This window comes from Bdellovibrio sp. HCB2-146, from assembly GCF_047345725.1.
GTDB lineage: Bacteria > Bdellovibrionota > Bdellovibrionia > Bdellovibrionales > Bdellovibrionaceae > Bdellovibrio.
Window position 1 is genome coordinate 1,063,372 of record NZ_JBLEQP010000001.1, and the last position, 21,122, is coordinate 1,084,493.

Below are 21,122 nucleotides of genomic sequence, written 5' to 3' on the forward strand. Positions count from 1 at the left end.
GCATAGACATGGGTTCCGTCTCTGAGTCTCAATCTTCAAGTTTTGATCCTTAGAAATTGCCTGATCTTTTCATCAAACCATCTTTATTTTTGATGATGATCTCTTTGCCGTTGAGGTCGATCAAACCTTCATTTTTAAACTCTGTCAAATGACGAGACAAAGATTCATTGATCGTACTTGCAAGTTGCGCGAACTCATTGCGCGTCAATTTCAAGTTGAGAGAGATGCCATTTGGAGTTTGAACACCAAAGCGATCTGCTAACAAAACGAGTTGATAAGCAATGCGTTCTTGAACCGATGCCAAATAATGCAACTGGCTGATCGTCTCGAATGACTCAAGGTCATTAACGGCTTGATTCAACAACAATTTAATAAGTGGGCTTGCTTGGGCCACTGCTACTTGGATCAACTCTCTTGGGTACAACCAAAGAACTGTTGATTTCACTGCTTTTGCATGACTTTGCGTCGGTGTGCCTTTTACCAGAGCTTTATATCCAAAATATTCACCAGGCGAAACCAGCTTCGTCACATATTCATTCGTCGTTGTACGACCACGCGCGCGGGCACGGTTTACTACTACTTTCACGCAACCTGAGTGTACGTAGTAGAGACCTTTGGCAACCTCGCCTTCTTTAAAAATCATTTCTTCTTCCTTAAGATGAATGACTTCATAAGGCACATTCGAAGTGCTTGGAATGTTTAGGTTTTGACTGCCCATAAAACCAAGGGAGTTTACTCCGCCATTGAGTATCGTTTGAGATTCCATACTCTATTTCCTCCGAGCTTTTTTCATAGGGTTAAGTTAAATGTTTAAGCCATCCTAAACCCGCCCGAAACAGCATGACTAATTGAAATTTCGACATAACTGACTTGTAACGGGCTCTGTTCTGACTCACAAACATGCTTTTGGCTTGACTCACTGAGTGACAGGACCTACTTTCGGCGGCACATAAACTTTAAATTTTTATGTGATATCGAAGCCTTAATTGCTGTCGGAAATCACCAAAAAAATTTTAATATAGGGGATTTTTTAGATGTCTAAACTGATCATTTCTACCCTGTTATCTATGTCATTATGCAGTTTTTCCAATGCAGCTCCCCTAAAAGTTGGTCTAGTTCTCGATAAAGGAGGCAAAGATGACAAGTCTTTTAACTCCGCAGCTTACGCCGGTGCAACAAAAGCCGAAAAAGAACTTAAAATTGAACTAAAATTTGTCGAAGCTACAGACGTCAACGCTGTTGAAAATCTACATCGCTCGTTTGCACGAAAGAACTTTGACCTGATTATCGGTGTTGGTTTTGCACAAACAGAAGCTGTCAGAAAAGTTTCAGCACAATTTCCAAAAACAAAATTCGCGATCGTAGATGGCGAAGTCAACGCTCCCAATGTCCGTTCTCTTCTTTTTGAAGAACATGAGGGATCATTCTTAGTTGGCGCTCTTGCCGCGATGGCTTCACCAAATAAATCAGTGGGCTTTATTGGGGGTATGGATATTCCTTTGATCCGTCGTTTTGCGATGGGATATGCAGCCGGTGCGAAATACATCGATCCAAAAATCAAAGTCACTGAAAACTACGTGGGTGTTACGGGCGAGGCCTGGAACAATCCTGCAAAAGCAAAAGAATTAGCACTCGCACAATTTGGTTCTGGTACAGATGTGATCTTTGTCGCTGCTGGCGCTTCGGGTTCCGGTGTATTTGATGCGGCAGAAGAAAAAAAGAAGTACGCCATTGGTGTTGATTCGAACCAGAACTGGATGAAGCCAGGTGTAATTCTGACAAGTATGATGAAAGCTGTCGATGTCGCCGTCTTTGATACCATCAAAGAAACTCAAGAGGGAAAATTTGCGGCAGGTATTGTGCGCTTTGGTTTGCAAAACAAAGGTGTCGACTACACTCTTGATCAACACAATCAAAAGCTCATCACTGCGGAAATGAAGAAAAAAGTCGAAGAAATCAAAAAGAACATCATCGCAGGAAAAATCAAAGTTCCTGACTATTATAAGAAGAAGTAACTCAGATGTCCTCATCTCCGGTGATTGAATTTCGAGGCGTCTCAAAAGCATTTGGCGACTGTATTGCCAATCGAGACATCACTTTTTCAGTCACTGCCGGAGAAATTCATGGCATTGTCGGCGAAAACGGCGCGGGTAAATCAACGGCAATGAAAATGCTCTTTGGGTTTTATCAACCCGATCAGGGCGAAATTCTTCTTAAAGGTGAAAAAACACATTTCGCATCTCCCCTTTCCGCTATGGCGGAAAAAATCGGCATGGTTCATCAGCACTTTATGCTCGCAGAACCACTGACGGCGCTTGATAATATTTTACTCCAACAAAAAGGTTCGGCGTTTTCTCTTTTACCGCGTGCAGAACAAAAAAAACGTTTGAATGAAATTGCTCACAAGTATGGCTTTCACATCGATCTAGAAGCCAAAGTGGAAGACCTGTCCGTCGGTGAGCAACAGCGCCTTGAGATTCTTAAAGTACTTTCCCAGGATTCTCAAATTCTGATTCTCGATGAACCAACGGCGGTTTTAACTCCACAAGAAACTCAAGATCTGTTTAAAAATCTGCGTCTTTTAAAACATGAGGGCCGCACAATCATCATTATCACCCATAAGTTGAAGGAAGTTTTGCAACTTACAGATTCTGTCACCGTGTTTCGTGCCGGATCTGTGATTGCGCAAAAGAAGACTTCGCAAACCAATGTCGAAGAACTCGCAGAACTCATGGTCGGTCGACGTCTTCCTAAGCTTGAGGAGCGCAAAACAGCAATTGATACTAGTAAAGTGCTACTCAACATTCGCGATTTGCGCGCGTTTTCTGGTTCTCAATATATTCAGGATTTGAATTTGCAAATTCGCGCCGGAGAAATTGTCGGGATTGCCGGAGTTGAAGGCAATGGTCAGGATGCCTTGATTCGCGCGTTGATCGATCCTGCAGCTCTTGAGAAAAAAAGTCTGCACGGCAAAATTGAGAGCAATGGAGTTTGGGGTAGCTTTCCTGAAGATCGCCTGCGTTTTGGAGTTTTGGCGAAAAGACCTCTGTATGAAAACTTCCTTTTAGGTCAGCAGAAACGCTTTGCGCGCGGTCCGTTCTTAAAATTGAAAGAATTGATCAAAGCAACGAAGGACGCTCTTGAAACTTATGATGTTCGCCCCCGTAACGAGAAGCTCTCTTTGAAGAACTTGTCAGGCGGCAACCAACAAAAACTCGTAGTCGCGCGCGCTCTCAGTCAAAATCCGGATTTGATTTTGGCAGCGCAACCTACCCGTGGTGTCGATATCGGTGCGATTGATTTTATTCATAGTGAAATTCGCAAGTGCCGAGATCGCGGCGCGGGTGTGCTGCTAATTTCTTCAGAGCTTGATGAGTTGATGACTCTTTCGGATCGTATTTTGGTTTTATATAAAGGCCATATCAATGCTGAATTCCAACGCGGGCAATTTGACGAAATTGCTTTGGGAACAGCGATGGGAGGTGGCCAATGAAACGTGTCCTGGGCATGCTGATTGGTCTTGCGGTCGCACTCTTGCTTACAGCTTTTGCGGGTGAAAATCCTTGGAATATCTTTGTGATCCTCATGCGCAGTGCTTTTGGCTCAGCCTATGATTTGGGATTGACCTTATCCTATACAACTCCGCTTATTTTCACAGGCCTTTCCGTCGCAGTTGCGTTTCACGCTGGCTTATTTAATGTCGGGGCTGAAGGACAATTGACGATTGCAACCATTACGGCTGCGGCCGTAGGCGTCCTCGTCCCTTACATTCCATTTCCTCTAGCTCCTTTTGTTGCTCTGTTCGCCGGATTGGTTGCTGGAGCTATCTGGGGCCTTATTCCTGGCGCACTCAAAGCTTACCGTGGCAGTCATGAAGTGATTGTGACGATTATGATGAACTTTATCGCCGCAGGTTTAGCAAGTTGGTTCACTCTTAAAATTATTCCAAATCCAAATTCGCAGAATCCTGAGACTGCGATGGTCGCACCAAATTATATGTTCAAGGATTATGATTTATTGGCGCGTTGGTTCCCGGATACACCGGTCAATGCGTCTCTGGTTGTTGCCATTATTTTGGCTTTTGTGATCTGGATATTTCTGTGGAAAACCACATGGGGCTTTGATTTGCGGGCCGTCGGTGAAAATCCCGAAGCCGCTCGTCGCGCTGGAATTCCTGCCAGAAAAGTGCAAATTATTGCCATGCTTCTAGCTGGTTTATTGGCCGGTTTTGTCGCGCTCTCAGAAGTTTTAGGAAGTGCGGGACAATATCGCATTGGTTTTTCTCCTGATTATGGGTTTATCGGTATTGCCGTTGCTCTTCTTGCTGGGAATAATCCGATTGGTATTATTGCAGCGGCCTTTTTGATGGGTGCCCTTCATAAGGGTGCATCCGATTTGGATTTGGAAACTAACACCATCACTCGCGATTTCTCTCGCATCATCCAAGCGTTAATTATTTTGGGTGTCGCGGCTCAGGGATATTGGGAATGGAAAAAGAAAGGAAGAAAAAACTCATGAATGAATTGGCTTTTGTTCTTCCTCTTCTTTTTGCGACCTTGCGTTTGGCGACGCCACTTTGTTTTGCGGCGATGGGTGGCTTTATGAGTGAGCGTTCCGGCGTGGTGAACGTCGCGCTTGAAGGTTTCATGCTCGTAGGTGCTTTTGCTGGAGCTGTCGCAGGTGTGGCAGCGGAATCCGCGTGGATGGGTTGGGGCGCTGCTTTGATGGCGGGCCTTTTGATCGGAGCTCTTTTTGCTTTTTTTGTTATTGAATTAAAGGCCGATCAAATCATCACAGGCATGGCGTTTAATTTACTGATTATGGGCGCCATTCCATTTATCACAAAAATTCTTTATTCTTCCACGGGCTCAACTCCCCCACTTGGCGTTGACGATCGTTTTGATTTCGAACCTATTCTGATGATTGGACTTTTAGTTTTAGGTTTGCATTTTTGGCTCTACAAAATGCGTTCCGGCCTGTGGTTGCAGTTCGCTGGTGAACATCCAGAGGCTTTATTATCGAGTGGTGTGAGTTTGCGCCGCGTTCGCTGGGTCAGTGTTTGTTTAAGCGGGGCCTTTGCTGCATGCGGTGGCGCGACGTTATCATTGTATTTAGCCTCTTCTTATTCACCTCTTATGACAGGCGGTCGCGGCTTTATGGCTTTAGCGGCGTTAATATTTGGCGGATGGAGACCGGTACCTGCAGCTCTGGCTTGTTTGCTTTTTGGATTTGCCGATGCCGTGCAAATTCGTTTGCAGGGCGTACAAGTTTTTGGAGTTGAGATCCCTGTTCAATTCGTCCAAATTTTGCCCTACATCGTGACAATCGTAGCTCTTGCTGGTTTTATTGGAAATCGCCGAGCGCCTAAGGCATTGGGCAGTGAGACTTATCTTTAGTTTGATTGCGTTCGAAGGAGAATCCATGCGCAGTTTCGTTTTCATTTCTGTACTTATGCTATCAGCAAATGTTTTTGCTTGGGGCGGTCGTGGACACGACACCATTTGCCGAGTGGCGAGCTTCTTGGTGAAAGAAGAAGGCTTGAAAGAATACCTCCGTCACAAACCGCAAATGATGGGTCATCTGTGCAATATGCCGGACTTTTATTGGAAAAGCTTAGGTGGTGAAGCCAACGCTCTTGGCAGCCCCGCACACTTTGTTGATATCGAAGTTTTGGGTTTGAAAGTTCAAGATATCCCTCTCGATTACAAAAAAATCGTCACTGAATATACGGGCAAAGAAGATCTTTTCAAAAAAGATGGAACGACAATTAAATCAGTTCCAACAGATTTCGGTTCTTCTTGGTGGAGAGCGGATCAATTCTATCGCGCAATTGCTGCTCTGGAAAAAGATTTTGCAGCGGCAAAAATGCCAACGAATTTTAAAGAAGAACAAGACAGCGAACTCCCTTATAACAAACTTGTCTATAACATGGTTGTATCAATGGGTTTGATGGGCCACTTCGTTGGCGACAACAGCCAACCTTTCCACACGACGGCTGATTACGATGGCTATGCCGCAGGTCACGGTGGCATTCATGCCTACTTCGAAGATTCAGTTGTTGGTCAGTTCGATGGCGATCTTGATTACTTGGTTCTGAAAGAAGCACGCTCCATGAAAAAGCCTGCTTTCCTAAAGCCAGCAACTGTTGTTGAGAAAATGAAAGTTTTGGGCGAGATTTCAAATTCCGAAATTCCACGCATCTTGAAAATGGATCCAATCAAAAAGAAATCCACTGTTGTTAAAGAACGTGGCATGAACATCCGCACGGCTGCGGAACGTGAGGCACCCCAAGTCGCATTCAACCGCATGAAAGGTTTGATTGTAACTGATATGGCTCGTGGATCTGTGTTGCTCGCAGCTCTTTGGGATGAAGCTTATGCCAAAGCTGGCAAACCTAAATTAGGAGCTTACAAATCTTATCGTTATCCATTCACTGTGGATTTCGTTGTTCCAGATTATTTTGATATCCCGCAAGCTTCTCCAGAAAAACTTCCCGGAAAATAAGGCCTAAGAGTTCAAAACTCTAGGGGCGGCAAAACGTCGCCAACTCCATAAAAATATTGAAATTTAATTAAACTCTCCTTGGTCCGTTTCCACTCTGGAACACGGACCTTTGTCTTGCACTTTGTTTCTTTCCGGATCTGTCGCTTCTTGATCATTCCGCACAAAGTTTCTTTTAAAGTGAAAAGGTTGAAATAAGAAGGAGAGCCTATGAAACCACAGTATTTCCCGTTGGTCCTCGTCGCCTTTTTCCTGTCGTGGGGACTGCAAACCAAAGCCAATCCGGAACTTAAACACGCCGTCGACACCGTTATTGATCAAGCCATTCAAAACAAAAAACTTGTCGGCACTGTGATCTTAGTCGCTCGCGACGGAAATATTATTTACGAGCGTGCCGCTGGCTTTAAGGACCGCGAGGCAAAAACAGTTTTACAGACGAATTCCATTTTTCGTTATGCCTCGATGACAAAATCAATTGTGTCGATGGCGGCTCTGCACCTGGTGGACCGAGGTATCATCACACTTGATGATCCGGTCAGTAAATGGATTCCTGATTTCAAACCCGTTCTTTTGGATCGATCTGAACCCACGATCACTATTCGCCAACTGCTCACTCATACTTCAGGCCTCACCTACAGTTTCTTTGAACCACCGAATGGCCCCTATCATCAACTTGGAGTTTCAGATGGACTCGACAACAAAGGAATTACTCTGACGGAAAATATCCGTCGTCTTGGCCAGGCGCCACTGGTCTCTGCGCCAGGAACAAAATGGAATTATTCACTCTCTATCGACGTGCTAGGTGAAGTTCTTGCGCAAGCTGCGAAAAAACCTCTGCCAGATATCGTGAAAGAAACCGTTACGGAACCACTTAAAATGACCGACGCAAATTTCTTAGTAACAGATCCCAGTCGCCTCACTGTCCCTTATGCAGCAAAATCTCCAGAGCCAGAAAGAATGACAGACCCCTATCGTGTATATATAGGTGCCAATTATATTGAATTCTCGCCAGGTCGCGCGCTCGATCCAACAGCCTTCCCCTCTGGTGGCGCTGGCATGATGGGAACTTCGCATGATTATTTTAAGTTTCTAGAAGCCATTCGCACAGGCTCCACGGGACTGAAACCCGAAACCGCACTCTTAATGACAACAAATCAGATCGGCGACTTGCCGATTGATGCCGAAGGATACGGTTTTACTTTTGGGTTTTCGTACCTAAAAAATCCAGAGCAAGCACGCTCTCCCGCGAAGGTCGGCACTCTCGATTGGGGCGGAGCTTATGGACATAATTTCTGGCTCGACCCCCAAGCGAAATTGGTTGTGGTGATCCTCACAAATACAGCTTCACTAGATCTGGCCACCTTTACTTCGGATGTAAAAGCCGCAATTTATTCCAGCATTCCTGGCGTAAAATAAGTCTGAGAACTTCTTTAAAGCATTCAGGGATTGAGATTATGAAGCTTTCTTTAAAGTAACGTGCTCTCAATCTTCATCTGTTTTATGACAGCCCTTTTTCGGGCCCTGTCTAACTTTGAGACACCTGAGCGGCTATTTAGGCACCTCTCGGGCTGGTATAGAACTTGGAGACAGGGCAACTGTTGTTGTTAAAGGAGTACGTCGATGCCACCTCGCTCTATGCTAAATAGAACCGCACTTTGCTTTGCCACGATTGTTGTCAGCGCTGTCACGGCCCAAGCTGGAGTTAAGATGAACGCCATGTGCTACCTGGAAAGTAAGGAGAATGCCTCCGTTACTGCGTTCAATCCCACCAAACAGGAAATCGCGAAAAGCAAATTCTTGAAGAAGTATCCAACAGGTGTGAATGCTGAAGACATAACGACGAAGTACCGAATCGCTTCTCTCTCTAAAGTTCTCACAACTCATTGGGCAGTAGCCGTTCTCGGACCTGAATACCGCTTTAAAACTAAAATTTATCTCACTCCAGGCCCAACGGAAAAAACCTGCAACTTGCATTTCGAAGGCAGCGGCGATCCTTATATGGGTCGTGATATGTTGGGAACTGTGTTCCCGCAAATTCGCCAGGTACTTAAAAGCAAAGGTTGCACATCTGTTGATACTATTTCTTATGATGAAAATTTCCGCGTATATCTGGATGTCTTGAAACACCAACGCAACGAAGCCGCGGGATGGAACAATCCGGCTCCGCTCGTGGGTAAAATCCGTACGAGCGTGGATTTCCAAGCTTACTTGAAATACAAATCAGGTCTTAAATATAAAGAGAAAAACGTAGGACCGATTTCAAAAGAGCGTTACCAAGCCTACGTCACTCAGGTCCCATATCAAGTGTATTCATTTAAATCTCGTCCCTTGCATATGATGTTAAGAGACTTTAATAAGTACTCTTTCAACTATGCGCCTGAAATTCTGTTCCAAACTCTTGGTGGGCCTGAAGCTTATCGAAGCTTTATCGAAAACCGTCTGCATCTTTCGGCAAACTCAGTCGAAATGTACAATGGATCAGGCTATCCAATTGCTCATCCGGATGAGAATGAAGACGGTCAAATCTACAACCTCGTCAGCTGCTCGGCTCTTGTGAAAATCACACAAGATCTTGATAATCTTCTCATGAACTACAAAGGTTCTCGCTCGTTCCAACTGGCCGACGTGATGGCTGTCGGTGGTGACGGAGAAACCTATTCTACATTCAAAAGTTTCTACAACGGTTCCACTTATAAAAACACGCTGGTAGCGAAAACAGGTTCTGCGAATCTGGCAATCACCTTCGGTGGGATGTTGAGTACAAGTGAAGGACATTTGTATTTCGCAGTTCTCACTCGTCCCGATGTATATGGTGGCTCAGACGTCGACAATGCTCGTTTCTATATCCGTGACCTGGTTCAAACACTTGTGAATCGCAAAACTCTGACACGATTCCCTTACACTCAAATTGGGAACATGGTAGGCTATGACAAAGAAGCCACTTTGGTAGAAGAAAAAACCGTTGCTGCTACACCAGCGCCAGTACCGGAAAAGCCAGAAGTGAAAGAACCAACAAAAATTCCTCTTAAAATGAACTAATCGAGGTCTCTATGACGAAGCTTTTACGAACACTCCTGATGACAACCTTCTTCATCGGCAGTGTTCAAGGCTTCGCACAAGGACTTACACCGCTGATCAAGGCTGCATCTGAAGGTGACAAAGCAGCCGTCCAAGCTCTCATCAAACAAAAGACAAATCTCAATGAAAAAGGCCACGATAATAACACAGCCCTTTATTTCGCTATTTCCAATGAAAAAACCGAAGTGGCAAAGTTGTTAATAAATAGCGGCGCTGCACTTGAAAACATCGGTGAAGATCAAGAGTCCGCACTTTTTATGGCGGCGACAACGAACAATCATGAATTGATGAAACTGGTTTTGAAAAAGAAAAAAAGTCTATTAGACGTTCCCGATAACGAGGGCACAACTCCCCTTATGGAAGCGGCTAAATACGGCTCGAAACCCACCATCGAAATTCTACTCAAGGCCGGAGCGAAGAAGGACCTCAAAAACAAACAAGGTCAAACCGCTCTTGATATCGCAAAAGAAAATAAAAACGAAGAAGCAATTCAACTGCTAACAAAAAAGTAGAAGGTTCCTGGTACTTATTTCAGTCTACAGCGCATCATCACTAATGAGAATGACGTGGTGTAGACTGAAATAGGTACCTGGAACCTCTGACCTGAGTTTCAACTAAGAAAATAACTTTTTAAAGAATCCCGCAATTTTCTGACCGACAGATTTCTGTTTCGGTGGAGTCGGCGCACGTTTAGGAGCAGAAGCTCCTTTGCGGTGTTGGTGAGGACCTTTTTTGAAATCGCCACGTTGTTGGGATTGATCACCACGTTTGTGATCGTGACGTTTTGGTCCGTCATGGCGTTTGTGCTCAGGACGACCGCCTTGGCCTCCACCATGCTTACGTTGTTGACCTTCACCACGCTCCTGACCTTGTTGGCCATGTTCGCGTTTTTCCGGACGAGGGCCTCTGTTATCACGACGAGGGCCACGATCACCACGGTCGCCACGAGGACCGCGATCGCCACGCTCTCCGCGAGGACCACGAGGTTTGTCTGATTTTTGATAGCCATCTTCACGTTGGAACGTCATTGGTTTAAATTCCTTCACCAATTGATCATTCTCAAGGAATCCTGCTTCAACTTTGTGTTTCAAATAGTCTTCGATACGAGCCAAAGCTTCGACGTCTTTTTCACTGACCAACGAGAAAGCGCTTCCCGTTGTTCCCGCGCGACCAGTACGGCCGATACGGTGAACGTAAGATTCGCTGTCGTTAGGAAGTTCGTAGTTGATCACAACGTCCACGCCCTTGATATCCAATCCACGTGCTGCCACGTCTGTTGCCACCAAGATGTTCATATTGTTTTCAGCTTTGAATTGTTCAATCACGCGATTGCGTTGCGCTTGAGTGAGCAAGCTTGAAATCGCCATCGCAGGAACGCCGTTATCAACTAAAAAGCGGGCGATTTTTTCAACACTTAACTTAAAATTCGTGAAGATGATCGCTTGTTTTGGATTGTGCAATTTAAGCAAAGACAACAAGTGCTGAGGTTTTTCATCGTTACCCACGTGGAAGATCATATCTTTCACGTTTTCAGCTTTGGCTTGATCACGGCTGATGTTGATTTCAACTGGTTCTGAACCAAATTGGTAAGCTGTATTCAAAACGTCGAAATTCAAAGTCGCACTGAATACCAAGAACTGACGTTCGCGAGGTACACGCTGCAAAATGTATTTCATGTCGTCTTTGAAGCCCATGTCGAACATACGGTCCGCTTCGTCGAATACAATCGCGCGAACTTGCTTCAAATCCACCAAGTGTTCTTTGTAAAGATCAATCAAACGGCCTGGAGTTGCGACGATAAACTCAACACCATTGCGAAGAGCTTCTTTTTGTTTGTCGTAACCAGTACCACCGTAAATCGCAAAACCGCGAAGACCCGAAACTTCACTGAGTTTCGTCACGTTCTCTTGTACTTGTTCAGCAAGTTCACGTGTTGGAACCAAGATCAAAATAAAATTTTGTGGTTTCCAATCTTTGAAAGCTCTTTTGTCTGTGATTGCTTTTTGTTCTTCAGAAACATCGCCTGTTACGGGGCGCGCGCGAAGGATTCTTTCCATTAACGGAATCAAAAAGGCAGCGGTTTTTCCTGTTCCCGTTTGGGCAAGACCGGCAACGTCGTTGCCGTCTAGGATGGGGTTCATCGCTTGTTCTTGGATAGGGGTGCAGTCCTCATAACCCAATTTTTGGATTGCAGCGTTCAAACTGGCTTCTAAATTCAACTCTGAAAATTTCAACGTTCACTACTCCGGTTTGCAAGTCCTCAAACTACTTAGCAGGCGAGCAAAAGTCAAAGCAGGCGCTTAAAAGCCGCCTACAAACATCCTGATTGCCTCGATGAAAGCCTGAGGTTGATCTGAGTGGACCCAGTGGCCAGAATTTGGGATTTCGACGCCCCTGATCAATGGGTTCTTGGTTAAAATCTTATCATAGGTTTCGCGTGAAAGTTCCTGAGATCTAGCCCCCCTCACCCACAAAGTCGGCACCTTCAGGCCCTCGATCTCGTCCCAACGCTCCAATTTATGGCCAGCTCTGACGGATTCTAGGATTCCATTCTTAGAAAAACGCCAATCAACAGTTCCATTAGGCTTCTCTTCCATATTGGCGTAAAAATAGTTCGCCATAACAAGAGCAGGTTCCCGGGTTCGAGCGTTATTCACAAAGTCTTCGAAGAAGTACTTTTTTGCGTCGGCCCTATTGGCAAAAGGAGTCGGCACCAGATTCAAAAGGTAATCATAGTACTCATGGGCATTGGGCTTCACTTCAGGGCCAATGTCTTCCACCACAAGATGAGTGAGGTATTCGGGGTAACGAGAGGCAAAATTCAAAACATTACGGCCCCCCATAGAATGCCCGACCAAAATAAACTGTTCCCATCCCAAATCATCAACGATTTTTTTGAGGTCATCAGCATAGTCTTCGGGGCTGTATCCGCTGTCAGGCTTCATGGAGCGTCCATGCCCGCGCTGATCGTAAGCCAAGCAGCGTTCTGTTTCTTCCAAGCCAGAAATAATTTTGCGCCAATTTTGCCCATAGCCCATCAAGCCATGCACAAAAACCCAGCGACGGCCGTTCTCGGGGCCATAAAAGTGATGATAGAAGTTATCTAAATACGACATGCCCTTTTATACCCGCAGCCCAAGAAGCCGTCAAAGAACAAGACCTTAGTCGTTTGAGACGTTTACAAAAGTCAAAAGACGGGTTTGAATTTTTCTATGAAGGAAGGTAGATTCTGCCCCAATGATTTCCACAGCTAAGCCACATCTCCACGAGGACTGGATAGACTCTTTTGCCCTCAGAATAGTTAAGAACCTTCAAGAAGCAGGTTTTGAGACCTACCTTGTTGGTGGTTGCGTTCGCGATTTGTTGGTAGGCATCCATCCTAAAGACTTTGATATCGCAACAAGCGCCCTTCCTAATCAAGTTCGTAAAAAAGTATCGAATGCTTATGTCATCGGTCGCCGCTTTAAGCTGGTGCTTGTTAAACGCGGAGATCAGCAATTCGAAGTGGCAACCTTCCGCCGCAATGTCAGCACGGAAGAAGTCGCTCAGATGACGGAAGAATCCACGGTTGAAGGCGATAACTACTTCGGGACATCGACAGAAGATGCTCAACGTCGTGATTTTACCGCTAATGCTATTTTCTATGATCCTGTTGATCACAAATTGATCGATCATTGCGGTGGCATTCAAGATATCCAAGATCGCGTTCTGCGCATGATTGGCGATCCGAAAGAACGTTTGATTGAAGATCCTGTGCGCATCCTTCGCGCGATTCGTCTTTCTCACAAGTTAGGTTTTTCAATTGAGTCTTCGATGCGTGCCGCGATTGCGGAGTGTGCTGGGGAGCTTAAAAAATCCGTTCTTCCGCGTCGTCGTGAAGAATGGTTGAAATTCATGCGTCTGCGCGAACCTCACTTGGCTTTTATGGAGCTTTTTGATCTACATATCATGGAGCATATCCTGCCAAGCCTGCACAATGTGTTTATGGATCCTTCAAAAATGGAAATTTTTGAAATTCATATGGCACGTATGGGGTCAGCGAGCATCAACACTCAAGATCCAACTGAATTGTTTGCAGGAATCTTGTTGTCGTTCATGAAAGCACAATACGGCGAAGAACCTTGGAACCAAGATCAAATCGAAAGCGATCCTCGTTTGGCTCACTTTATCAGAGAAGAGCTGGGAGTATTTAAGCAAGAATCGATGATGTTCTTTAAAGCCTTGCACATCATGGGCGGACTTAAAAAAATCGACAACTACGCCCGCAAAGGTGAACGTCGTCAGATGGCTTTCGTCACGAACGATGCCTTCCGCTTGGCATTAAAACTTGCGATCATGGATTATTCTTTGTCGGCAACCGAGATTCACTACTGGCTGCAACAGGTTGAAAAATACAGTGGCGGTCATGTTCCGCCACTTACGCACTAGCTCTTACACAAACCGATCGCAAGATCGGTTTGTTCTTTATAAATTAAGCTGCATTTCTCTTATTCAATTGATGAAGCAAATCACTCGCGATTTTATCAAGCGGTAAAATTTTATCTGCAGCACCTAAGGCAACGGCTGCTGCTGGCATTCCATACACCACACACGTTTCTTCATTCTGTGCGACTGTGTAAGCACCTGCGTTCTTCATTTCAAGCAAACCTTCTGCACCGTCTTTACCCATACCCGTTAGAACAACGCCCATGGCATTCTTACCAACGTATTTGGCAACTGATTTCATCAAATAGTCAGCTGCGGGACGAACACTGTGCAATTGCGGCCCTTGGTGAAGTTTCACATAATAGAAGGCACCACTACGAGTGATTTCCATGTGATAGTTTCCCGGAGCAATCAATACGCGACCAGGAACAACCTGATCACCTTCTTGCGCTTCTTTCACTTCAAATGGGAACATCGCATTGAGATTGTCAGCGAAAGACTTTGTAAAACCTGGTGGCATATGTTGCACCACCAAAGTTCCCGGAATATCTGCTGGCATTCCACTGAGGAAAACTTTTAAAGCTTCCGTTCCACCTGTTGAAGAAGCCACCGCTAACAACTGATGCGTGGTACGCGCCATTGCTGTTGGTTTGATTTTTTCAACCGGTGCACCGGGAGTCACAACTTTTTTAATTGGATTGATACGAGCTTTTGCAACCGCACGTACCTTTTCCACGATGTCTTTAGAAAGAGCTTCTAAAGTTTGCGAAACGTCGATGGAAGGTTTTTCCATGATCTCAATCGCGCCAGCTTCCAAAGCACGAAGATACGTCTCCGAGCCCGTCTTCGCTAAGCTGGAAAAAATAATCGTGCGAGTTGGAAAATGCTGCATGACTTTTTCTAGGAAGCTAATGCCGTCCATACGAGGCATCTCCACATCCAGAGTCATCACATCAGGTTTTAGCGCCACCAATTTATCACGAGCAATATAGGGATCGGATGCTGTTCCGACCACTTCGATATCTTTCGCAGAAGAAAAGATCTTCTCCAAAAGCTTACGAATCACCGCAGAGTCATCAACGATCAAGACGCGAATTTTTTGCGACATGACAACCTTCTTAAATCTTCTGATAAACTGCTCTCGAGAGCGGTTTCAGGCTTGGATGTTTAACGTTTCCTGACTCAGAATGTCCTAACACCAAATAGGCCCCAGGAGCTAAGCACGACACCAAATTATCGATGACTTTTTTAGTTGTGGCTTCATCAAAATAGATCAAAACATTTCGGCAAAAGATCATATGGAACTTGTGCTGAAATTCATACTTAGGGTTCATCAAATTGAAAGGAGCAAAACGGATCATCTTGTGAATTTGATCCTTGGCGCGGAAATATTCATCGCCATTGACTTTGGTCTTTTCAAAATACTTCGTGCGTTGCACAGGAGGAAGTCCCTGCATTTCGCGCTCTTCATAAGTTCCGACAGAGGCTTTCTTTAAAACTTGCAAATCAATGTCTGTGGCAAGAAGGCGCACTCGTGAAGCTTGTGCTTCAGGAAGTGATTCACACACTGTCATCGCCAATGTGTAAGGCTCTTGCCCCGTACTTGCAGCCGCACACCACACGCGAAGTTCTGGCCCGTGTTTCGCCATCAACTCCGGCATGACTTTCGCCATGAAATCAAAGTGATTTGACTCACGATAAAACGACGTCATGTTCGTCGTCAGTGCAGAAATAAATTCTTGAATAAGAGTATTGTCACCTCTTTCAAGCATCGCCCAATATTCTTCGTATGTGCGAAGATCATGGCGTCTTAAAAGTTTCACAATACGATTGCGGATCAGAGCATGATTTTTCGGAGTGAACGGCAAATCCACACCGGCAAGATCATACATTTTGGTCGCAAATTTTTCGAAGGTTTTTTCCGAAAGTTTGATCTCTTCAAAATCGTAAAGAGATCCTGCAAGGTCCTTCTTTTTTGCTGCTATTGTCATGCTGCCATCTCCCGACCGCCGCTACGTGCAGCGCCCGCTACAAGAGCACCTGGCTCAAGGATTAATACTGTACGACCATCACCAAGAATTGCAGCACCTGCAACTTCTGGGATTGGCTCGCCTGTTGTTGCAATTGGTTTAACAACGACTTGTGCTTGACCCAGGACATCGTCAACAGGGAAAGCCATTTGACCTGTCATGGATTCGATAATGACAAGCATACTTTCTTCACGACGTGCACTGAGTGAGTTCTCGCGACGTTGCGCTAACTGCTCGTCTTTTTTATTAAATGACCAATTGATCTCACCTAATGTTTTTGAAACATCGATCACTGGCAACAAAAGTCCACGAATGTTTGCGACTTTTCCTGCGCCTGAAATATTCGTGTAGTCTTTAGGAAGAACACGCACGATTTCGCGGATCGAGTGGATTGGCAAGATGTAGCGTGCACCATCAAGGGCCACAATAATACCGTCCGTGATTGCCGTCGTTAGAGGAATCGTCAAACGGAATGTCGAACCTTGTCCTGGTTTAGAGAAGATGTTGATTTTACCTTGGATCTTATCCAAGTTTGATTTCACAACGTCCAAACCAACACCACGACCCGAAAGATCCGAGATCTTATCTGCCGTCGAGAAGCCCGGTTGGAAAATATATTGGAAAACTTGTTCATCAGGGATTGTCGCAGGGTCCACACCTTGTGGTACGAAGCCTCTTTCAATCGCTTTTTTCAAAACTTTTTCACGGTTGATACCACCACCGTCATCAGTGATGTCGATCGTCACGTTACCGCCCGTTTGTTTCGCTGACACGATGACTTTTGCAGTAAGTGGCTTACCACGCTCTTGACGAACTTCACGTTTTTCAATTCCGTGGTCCATCGAGTTACGAACTAAGTGAACGAGAGGGTCACCAAGTAGTTCGAATACGGTTCTTTCAACCTCTGTTTCTTCACCGATCAATTGTAAATCGACTGGTTTATCAAGGCTGATTGAAACGTCACGCACGATACGTTGGATTTTCACGAACATGGATTTAAGCGGTGTCATGCGGATGCTCAATGTTTTTTCATAGAGCTCACGCACGGCTTTGTCGAGTTGATCGACGATCGCTTCAAGTCTGAGATTTTCGCCATTACGAACGACTTCGTCATGGACGATTTGGTTTTTTAGTACAACAAGCTCACCAACAGCGTCCAAAACTGAATCCACGCGGCCGGTGTCAACTTTGATTGTGCTGTTAGTATTTTTCGCGCCCGCTTTCGGAGCACCACCGCCACCACCACTGGCAGATGCTGCCGCTGGTGCTGCTGGAGCCGGAGTTGGTTTTGCTTCCGCAACTGGTGCAACAGGTGTCGCCGCAACTGGTTTTACTGGAACCGGTTCAGCGACGGGTGCTGCCGCTTCCGCTTCAACTGGAGTTGGAGCAAGAGCGATAACTGGTGCTGGAGCCGCGGCGGCCGCGGCTGCTTCTTTCGCATGGAATTCAGCCTGGTCTTCCGGAGAAAGACCAGCAAGAAGTTCGGCGAGAAGATCGTGATTTGTGTGATCTTCAGTTTCAACTGGAGCTGCTGCCACTTCAGCAACTGGAGCCGCAAAGAAATCATCTGGCGCTTGTTCTTTTACTTCTTCTTGCGCCGGAGCAGGCGCTGCTGGTTCTGCAAATTTCTTTGCTGGTTTACCAGACAATTGTTCACGCAAATCCACCAACTGAGTTACAAGAGCTGATGTATCCCAAGGACCACCTTTGCCTTGTTGCAAAGCCGCGACACGATTTTTAAGTTCATCGCCTGAGACTAAGAGCAATGAAATGACCGTGGAGTTCACAAGATGCGGGCTTGAACGCAACAGATCCAAGAGATCTTCCATCACGTGGGCGAATTTACCAAGATCCGTCAAACCAACGGCAGCGGCTCCTCCTTTTACGGAATGGGCCACACGGAAAATATCTGTGAGGTCACGTGCTGGATCTTCACTGTTTTCGAGTCGCATCATATATTCTTCATATTGCTCAAGCATGAAGGCAGATTCATTTAAGAAGTCCATCTGCAATTCTTCGAAAAACGCATTATCACTCATTGTTGGTGCTCCAATAGCCAAATATCATGAATTTACTCATTGGAAATATCGGTGTCTGTCTCGCGAAACTCATTCCTGCGAAAGTCTAGAGACGAGACACTGACAAGTGTTCTAGACTATCGTCTCAGGACAAGACGGAAACATGTGAGTTTATTATTTTTTCCCATTTCGTAAGAAAGTACTTAAGTAGCCTCCCTATTTTCGCGAAAAGAAATAGGATAGTTTTGTCTAACGACTTTGAAAGGCCATTACTTATGAGCGAAACAACGAAAGCAAAACCTGGTCAATACCTGACGTTTCAACTTATGTCTGAACAATATGGCGTCGCTATTGAGACGGTACGTGAAATCAACCAATTCGGCGAGATCACACCTGTGCCACGCACTCCAGAATATGTAAAAGGTGTTATGAATCTTCGCGGTAAAATCATTCCGGTAGTGAATCTTCGCGTGAAATTCGGAATGCAACCACAAGACACAACTCGCGACACTTGCATCATCGTGATCGACACTGAAATCGGTCAAGTTGGTATGATCGTCGACTCAGTAAAAGAGGTTGTGGATCTTCAAGACAACCAAATCGAACCACCTCCAGTGCTAGGTAACGAAAACGCAATGTCGTTCGTTCGTGGTATGGGTAAAGTGGACAACAAGGTTGTTATCTTGGTCGACATCGTATCAGCATTCTCAGCCGATCAAATGGGCCAAATGGCCGGCTTCCAAGCCGAAGCCGCCTAAAAGGTGCCTGCTTCTTTTTTGGGTCTACAACGCGTCAGACCCACGCGGGAAGCAGCTTAGTTTCGAGCTGAGATTTGTATTCATTCTAGAAAGGCATAATATCTTAGGTATTATGCCTTTTTCTTTTTGCGGATCCCATTCTAGAAGGGTCGCATGAAAACACTTCTTCTTTTGTCACTGCTAACCTCCCTCACTGCTCACGCTTATGACCTCAACAATCGAGTCCAAGGTCTGACCATTCCGAATTCTCATGTCGTGACCTACAGCGATTCTCAGCAGGTTCTGCGCGGTCGAACTCCGACTGAAGATCAAATGCAGGAACTCATCGACATTGGTGTTCGCAAGTTTTTGATTTTCAAAAACGATGTGAAAGGCGAAGTCTCAAAAGAAGTCTCTTCTCTGAAAAAACTCGGCGTCAGAAATGAGGACATCACTCATGTTCCATTCCCCTGGAAAGATATCACCGATTTTCGCTCTGCTTGTGAGATGACGATCGCAGCCCTTCAAACAATTGAAAGTGCTCACCGCCAGGGTGAAAGCATTTACTTCCACTGCACTGCTGGCGAAGATCGTACGGGATATTTGGCAAGCCTCTGGAGTCTTTGGAGTGGTGCTCGCACCTCTGCACAAGAATCCTTTCAGGAAGATATGTGCAACAATGGTTATGAGGCCGGAAATCCCAATAAGCCGTACAAAACCGTGGTTGTAAAAATCCGCGAAACTCTGACTCCGACCTATATCAGAATGTTGATCATCCTCGCGAACGCAAAAAAAGCAGGACTTCCGTTAAGGACTTCTCTCTGCGACTCGAATCCAAATTTCAAATCCCTCCAGTCAAAATTCGTCTGCCAGTAACTTCTCAGAACGGCAGATTTGTTTTATGCTCGGGTTATGAAACTACTTTTTGTCTGTCTTGGAAATATATGTCGCTCCCCTACTGCCGAAGCTGTTGCAGTTGCGGAAATCAAAAAACGTGGACTGAATTGGGTTTGTGATTCAGCGGGAACTTCGGGACATCATGATGGCGAATCGGCTGATCCGCGTAGCATTCGCCATGGAGAAATGCGCGGTTACAACCTGACAAGTATTTCTCGTGGAGTTACTGCCCACGACTTTGAACATTTCGATTTCATTCTTGCGATGGATTCCGCAAATCTCGCAAACTTGCAAAAGCGTTGCCCCAAACCTGAGTATCAAAACAAAATTTCCTTGGTCACCGACTACTGTTCCAATTTTAAAGTCCGCGGAGTTCCAGATCCCTATTACGGAAGCGGCAAAGACTTCGAACTCGTGATTGACATCTTAGAAGACGCCATCAAAGGCCTCATCAACCGCATCTCCTAAAAAGTGCCTGCTTCTTTTATTCGCGGGGGCGGACTTCTAGGAGTTCTACGTGGAAGATGAGGTTTGAGTGGGCGGGGATTTTGGGTCTTACGCGTTCTCCGTAACCTAAGTGGGATGGGACGAAGAGAGTTCTTTTGCCGCCCTCTTTCATGCCCATCAAGCCCTGATCCCAGCCTTTGATAACTCGGCCCGAACCAATCACGAATTGAAAAGGTCGGCCATGATCGTACGAAGAATCGAACTTTGTCCCATCCTCTAAAAAGCCTTCATACTGAACAAATAGTAAAGCGCCCTTAGCTGCTACCTTACCCGTACCCTCTAAAGTATCCGTAATTTTGAGTTCGCCGTTTTCTTCCATAGAACAGATCTAGCAGAATTTACAGGGTGGGACAACCCTCTCCTCGAGCGGCTCTCTTCTGTTAGATGATATTGGACTCTCTATCCGGCAATAAACGCTAATCTTCACCCATAAGACCTAGGGACAAGAGCAGGTTGTCTAAGTTTTAAACGCATCGAAGTTCAGAGAAGTTCATCGTAACCAAAGCCTCAAATCCCTATCTTGCTTTTAATTTCAAAACAGATCGAGAGCGGTTTCTCGATCTTAAAAAAACCAACTCAAAAGGAGTTCTATATGATGAAAGCCCTTCTTCTTACAGCTGCGACTGTATTATCTCTTCAAGCAAACGCTTGGGAAACTCGCAACGACACATCTTACTCTGGTGGTCGCGGTGGCATTATCTCTGGTTCAACAGAGTTAAGCGGCACTTCTCGCGTTTATGCAAGAGAACAAATCGCTGCAAATGCAGAACAGTTCGCAGTATTGAGCCAAGTTTACTCGGTTCAAGTTCAAGACGCAGTTAAAACAGCACGTGCTGCTCTTACTCAAACTTTGGGTGCAGCAAAAGTTGCTTCTATGTCAGACATCGAAGTTGTCCAAAACTTGATGAAGTAATTCTGATCGAGGGCCC

The 21,122-nt window shown here is 45.4% G+C and carries 20 protein-coding genes; 13 read left to right on the forward strand and 7 right to left on the reverse strand.

Annotated elements, in window-relative coordinates; translation table 11 throughout:
* Nucleotides 1-49 precede the first annotated feature (49 nt).
* The gene (locus ACLWOR_RS05195) at nucleotides 50-766 is read right to left on the reverse strand and encodes a Crp/Fnr family transcriptional regulator (protein ID WP_413939617.1); all 717 of its coding nucleotides are present in this window, start codon (nucleotides 764-766) and stop codon (nucleotides 50-52) included.
* Nucleotides 767-1,034: 268 nt separating this feature from the next.
* Here ACLWOR_RS05195 and ACLWOR_RS05200 point away from each other — a divergent pair, with 268 nt between their 5' ends.
* From ACLWOR_RS05200 to ACLWOR_RS05235, 8 genes are all read left to right on the forward strand, one after another.
* A complete protein-coding gene (locus ACLWOR_RS05200; protein WP_413939618.1) occupies nucleotides 1,035-2,015 on the forward strand; it encodes a BMP family lipoprotein in 981 nt (326 codons plus the stop codon).
* Between the two features lie 5 nt (nucleotides 2,016-2,020).
* Complete coding sequence (locus ACLWOR_RS05205; protein WP_413939619.1) at nucleotides 2,021-3,493, forward strand: ABC transporter ATP-binding protein; 1,473 nt, start codon at nucleotides 2,021-2,023, stop codon at nucleotides 3,491-3,493.
* Nucleotides 3,490-4,518, forward strand: coding sequence for an ABC transporter permease (locus tag ACLWOR_RS05210; RefSeq protein ID WP_413939620.1), 1,029 nt, complete (start codon nucleotides 3,490-3,492; stop codon nucleotides 4,516-4,518). Before ACLWOR_RS05205 ends, ACLWOR_RS05210 begins: the two co-directional genes overlap by 4 nt.
* Nucleotides 4,515-5,396, forward strand: coding sequence for an ABC transporter permease (locus ACLWOR_RS05215; RefSeq protein ID WP_413939621.1), 882 nt, complete (start codon nucleotides 4,515-4,517; stop codon nucleotides 5,394-5,396). Before ACLWOR_RS05210 ends, ACLWOR_RS05215 begins: the two co-directional genes overlap by 4 nt.
* Before the next feature lie 25 nt (nucleotides 5,397-5,421).
* Entirely contained in the window at nucleotides 5,422-6,504 is a 1,083-nt protein-coding gene (locus tag ACLWOR_RS05220) for a hypothetical protein (RefSeq protein ID WP_413939622.1), read from the forward strand.
* Between the two features lie 207 nt (nucleotides 6,505-6,711).
* Nucleotides 6,712-7,917 (forward strand): serine hydrolase domain-containing protein, encoded by a 1,206-nt coding sequence (locus ACLWOR_RS05225; RefSeq protein WP_413939623.1) that lies wholly within the window; start codon nucleotides 6,712-6,714, stop codon nucleotides 7,915-7,917.
* A gap of 204 nt (nucleotides 7,918-8,121) precedes the next feature.
* On the forward strand, nucleotides 8,122-9,540 hold the full coding sequence (locus tag ACLWOR_RS05230; protein ID WP_413939624.1) for a D-alanyl-D-alanine carboxypeptidase: 1,419 nt from the start codon (nucleotides 8,122-8,124) through the stop codon (nucleotides 9,538-9,540).
* 11 nt (nucleotides 9,541-9,551) lie between these two features.
* Nucleotides 9,552-10,091 (forward strand): ankyrin repeat domain-containing protein, encoded by a 540-nt coding sequence (locus ACLWOR_RS05235; protein WP_413939625.1) that lies wholly within the window; start codon nucleotides 9,552-9,554, stop codon nucleotides 10,089-10,091.
* Between the two features lie 102 nt (nucleotides 10,092-10,193).
* Here the strand turns inward: ACLWOR_RS05235 and ACLWOR_RS05240 are convergent, their stop codons facing one another.
* Together ACLWOR_RS05240 and ACLWOR_RS05245 are read right to left on the reverse strand one after the other, a co-directional pair.
* Nucleotides 10,194-11,813 carry a DEAD/DEAH box helicase gene (locus ACLWOR_RS05240; RefSeq protein ID WP_413939626.1) on the reverse strand — a complete coding sequence of 540 codons (1,620 nt, stop codon included), beginning with the start codon at nucleotides 11,811-11,813 and terminating at the stop codon, nucleotides 10,194-10,196.
* A gap of 66 nt (nucleotides 11,814-11,879) precedes the next feature.
* The gene (locus ACLWOR_RS05245) at nucleotides 11,880-12,695 is read right to left on the reverse strand and encodes an alpha/beta fold hydrolase (RefSeq protein WP_413939627.1); all 816 of its coding nucleotides are present in this window, start codon (nucleotides 12,693-12,695) and stop codon (nucleotides 11,880-11,882) included.
* Between the two features lie 121 nt (nucleotides 12,696-12,816).
* On the opposite strand from ACLWOR_RS05245, the gene ACLWOR_RS05250 reads away from it, so the two are divergent.
* Nucleotides 12,817-14,007, forward strand: a complete 1,191-nt coding sequence (locus ACLWOR_RS05250; RefSeq protein ID WP_413939628.1) for a CCA tRNA nucleotidyltransferase — start codon at nucleotides 12,817-12,819, stop codon at nucleotides 14,005-14,007.
* Between the two features lie 43 nt (nucleotides 14,008-14,050).
* Here the strand turns inward: ACLWOR_RS05250 and ACLWOR_RS05255 are convergent, their stop codons facing one another.
* The 3 genes from ACLWOR_RS05255 to ACLWOR_RS05265 are packed head-to-tail and all read right to left on the reverse strand — an operon-like array spanning nucleotide 14,051 to nucleotide 18,073.
* The gene (locus ACLWOR_RS05255) at nucleotides 14,051-15,112 is read right to left on the reverse strand and encodes a protein-glutamate methylesterase/protein-glutamine glutaminase (RefSeq protein ID WP_413939629.1); all 1,062 of its coding nucleotides are present in this window, start codon (nucleotides 15,110-15,112) and stop codon (nucleotides 14,051-14,053) included.
* 10 nt (nucleotides 15,113-15,122) lie between these two features.
* Nucleotides 15,123-15,995 (reverse strand): CheR family methyltransferase, encoded by an 873-nt coding sequence (locus ACLWOR_RS05260; RefSeq protein ID WP_413939630.1) that lies wholly within the window; start codon nucleotides 15,993-15,995, stop codon nucleotides 15,123-15,125.
* Nucleotides 15,992-18,073, reverse strand: coding sequence for a chemotaxis protein CheA (locus ACLWOR_RS05265; protein ID WP_413939631.1), 2,082 nt, complete (start codon nucleotides 18,071-18,073; stop codon nucleotides 15,992-15,994). Before ACLWOR_RS05265 ends, ACLWOR_RS05260 begins: the two co-directional genes overlap by 4 nt.
* Before the next feature lie 254 nt (nucleotides 18,074-18,327).
* Here ACLWOR_RS05265 and ACLWOR_RS05270 point away from each other — a divergent pair, with 254 nt between their 5' ends.
* The 3 genes from ACLWOR_RS05270 (at nucleotide 18,328) to ACLWOR_RS05280 (ending at nucleotide 20,154) form a co-directional block, all read left to right on the forward strand.
* A complete protein-coding gene (locus ACLWOR_RS05270) occupies nucleotides 18,328-18,810 on the forward strand; it encodes a chemotaxis protein CheW (protein ID WP_413939632.1) in 483 nt (160 codons plus the stop codon).
* Between the two features lie 153 nt (nucleotides 18,811-18,963).
* Nucleotides 18,964-19,665: a tyrosine-protein phosphatase gene (locus ACLWOR_RS05275; protein WP_413939633.1), complete on the forward strand. Its 702-nt coding sequence runs from the start codon at nucleotides 18,964-18,966 to the stop codon at nucleotides 19,663-19,665.
* A 36-nt stretch (nucleotides 19,666-19,701) separates the two neighbouring features.
* Nucleotides 19,702-20,154, forward strand: coding sequence for a low molecular weight protein-tyrosine-phosphatase (locus ACLWOR_RS05280; protein WP_413939634.1), 453 nt, complete (start codon nucleotides 19,702-19,704; stop codon nucleotides 20,152-20,154).
* Between the two features lie 16 nt (nucleotides 20,155-20,170).
* Here ACLWOR_RS05280 and ACLWOR_RS05285 read toward each other — a convergent pair whose 3' ends face one another.
* On the reverse strand, nucleotides 20,171-20,512 hold the full coding sequence (locus ACLWOR_RS05285; RefSeq protein WP_413939635.1) for an FKBP-type peptidyl-prolyl cis-trans isomerase: 342 nt from the start codon (nucleotides 20,510-20,512) through the stop codon (nucleotides 20,171-20,173).
* A gap of 273 nt (nucleotides 20,513-20,785) precedes the next feature.
* On the opposite strand from ACLWOR_RS05285, the gene ACLWOR_RS05290 reads away from it, so the two are divergent.
* Nucleotides 20,786-21,106 (forward strand): hypothetical protein, encoded by a 321-nt coding sequence (locus ACLWOR_RS05290; RefSeq protein WP_413939636.1) that lies wholly within the window; start codon nucleotides 20,786-20,788, stop codon nucleotides 21,104-21,106.
* The last annotated feature ends 16 nt before the right edge of the window (nucleotides 21,107-21,122 follow it).

What these genes read in the sequence shown, in the direction of transcription:
- ACLWOR_RS05195 (WP_413939617.1), bottom strand. Translation starts at nt 766, where the DNA reads ATGGAATCTCAAACGATACTCAATGGCGGAGTAAACTCCCTTGGTTTT.
- ACLWOR_RS05200 (WP_413939618.1), top strand. Translation starts at nt 1,035, where the DNA reads ATGTCTAAACTGATCATTTCTACCCTGTTATCTATGTCATTATGCAGT.
- ACLWOR_RS05205 (WP_413939619.1), top strand. Translation starts at nt 2,021, where the DNA reads ATGTCCTCATCTCCGGTGATTGAATTTCGAGGCGTCTCAAAAGCATTT.
- ACLWOR_RS05210 (WP_413939620.1), top strand. Translation starts at nt 3,490, where the DNA reads ATGAAACGTGTCCTGGGCATGCTGATTGGTCTTGCGGTCGCACTCTTG.
- ACLWOR_RS05215 (WP_413939621.1), top strand. Translation starts at nt 4,515, where the DNA reads ATGAATGAATTGGCTTTTGTTCTTCCTCTTCTTTTTGCGACCTTGCGT.
- ACLWOR_RS05220 (WP_413939622.1), top strand. Translation starts at nt 5,422, where the DNA reads ATGCGCAGTTTCGTTTTCATTTCTGTACTTATGCTATCAGCAAATGTT.
- ACLWOR_RS05225 (WP_413939623.1), top strand. Translation starts at nt 6,712, where the DNA reads ATGAAACCACAGTATTTCCCGTTGGTCCTCGTCGCCTTTTTCCTGTCG.
- ACLWOR_RS05230 (WP_413939624.1), top strand. Translation starts at nt 8,122, where the DNA reads ATGCCACCTCGCTCTATGCTAAATAGAACCGCACTTTGCTTTGCCACG.
- ACLWOR_RS05235 (WP_413939625.1), top strand. Translation starts at nt 9,552, where the DNA reads ATGACGAAGCTTTTACGAACACTCCTGATGACAACCTTCTTCATCGGC.
- ACLWOR_RS05245 (WP_413939627.1), bottom strand. Translation starts at nt 12,695, where the DNA reads ATGTCGTATTTAGATAACTTCTATCATCACTTTTATGGCCCCGAGAAC.
- ACLWOR_RS05250 (WP_413939628.1), top strand. Translation starts at nt 12,817, where the DNA reads ATGATTTCCACAGCTAAGCCACATCTCCACGAGGACTGGATAGACTCT.
- ACLWOR_RS05255 (WP_413939629.1), bottom strand. Translation starts at nt 15,112, where the DNA reads ATGTCGCAAAAAATTCGCGTCTTGATCGTTGATGACTCTGCGGTGATT.
- ACLWOR_RS05260 (WP_413939630.1), bottom strand. Translation starts at nt 15,995, where the DNA reads ATGACAATAGCAGCAAAAAAGAAGGACCTTGCAGGATCTCTTTACGAT.
- ACLWOR_RS05265 (WP_413939631.1), bottom strand. Translation starts at nt 18,073, where the DNA reads ATGAGTGATAATGCGTTTTTCGAAGAATTGCAGATGGACTTCTTAAAT.
- ACLWOR_RS05270 (WP_413939632.1), top strand. Translation starts at nt 18,328, where the DNA reads ATGAGCGAAACAACGAAAGCAAAACCTGGTCAATACCTGACGTTTCAA.
- ACLWOR_RS05275 (WP_413939633.1), top strand. Translation starts at nt 18,964, where the DNA reads ATGAAAACACTTCTTCTTTTGTCACTGCTAACCTCCCTCACTGCTCAC.
- ACLWOR_RS05280 (WP_413939634.1), top strand. Translation starts at nt 19,702, where the DNA reads ATGAAACTACTTTTTGTCTGTCTTGGAAATATATGTCGCTCCCCTACT.
- ACLWOR_RS05285 (WP_413939635.1), bottom strand. Translation starts at nt 20,512, where the DNA reads ATGGAAGAAAACGGCGAACTCAAAATTACGGATACTTTAGAGGGTACG.
- ACLWOR_RS05290 (WP_413939636.1), top strand. Translation starts at nt 20,786, where the DNA reads ATGATGAAAGCCCTTCTTCTTACAGCTGCGACTGTATTATCTCTTCAA.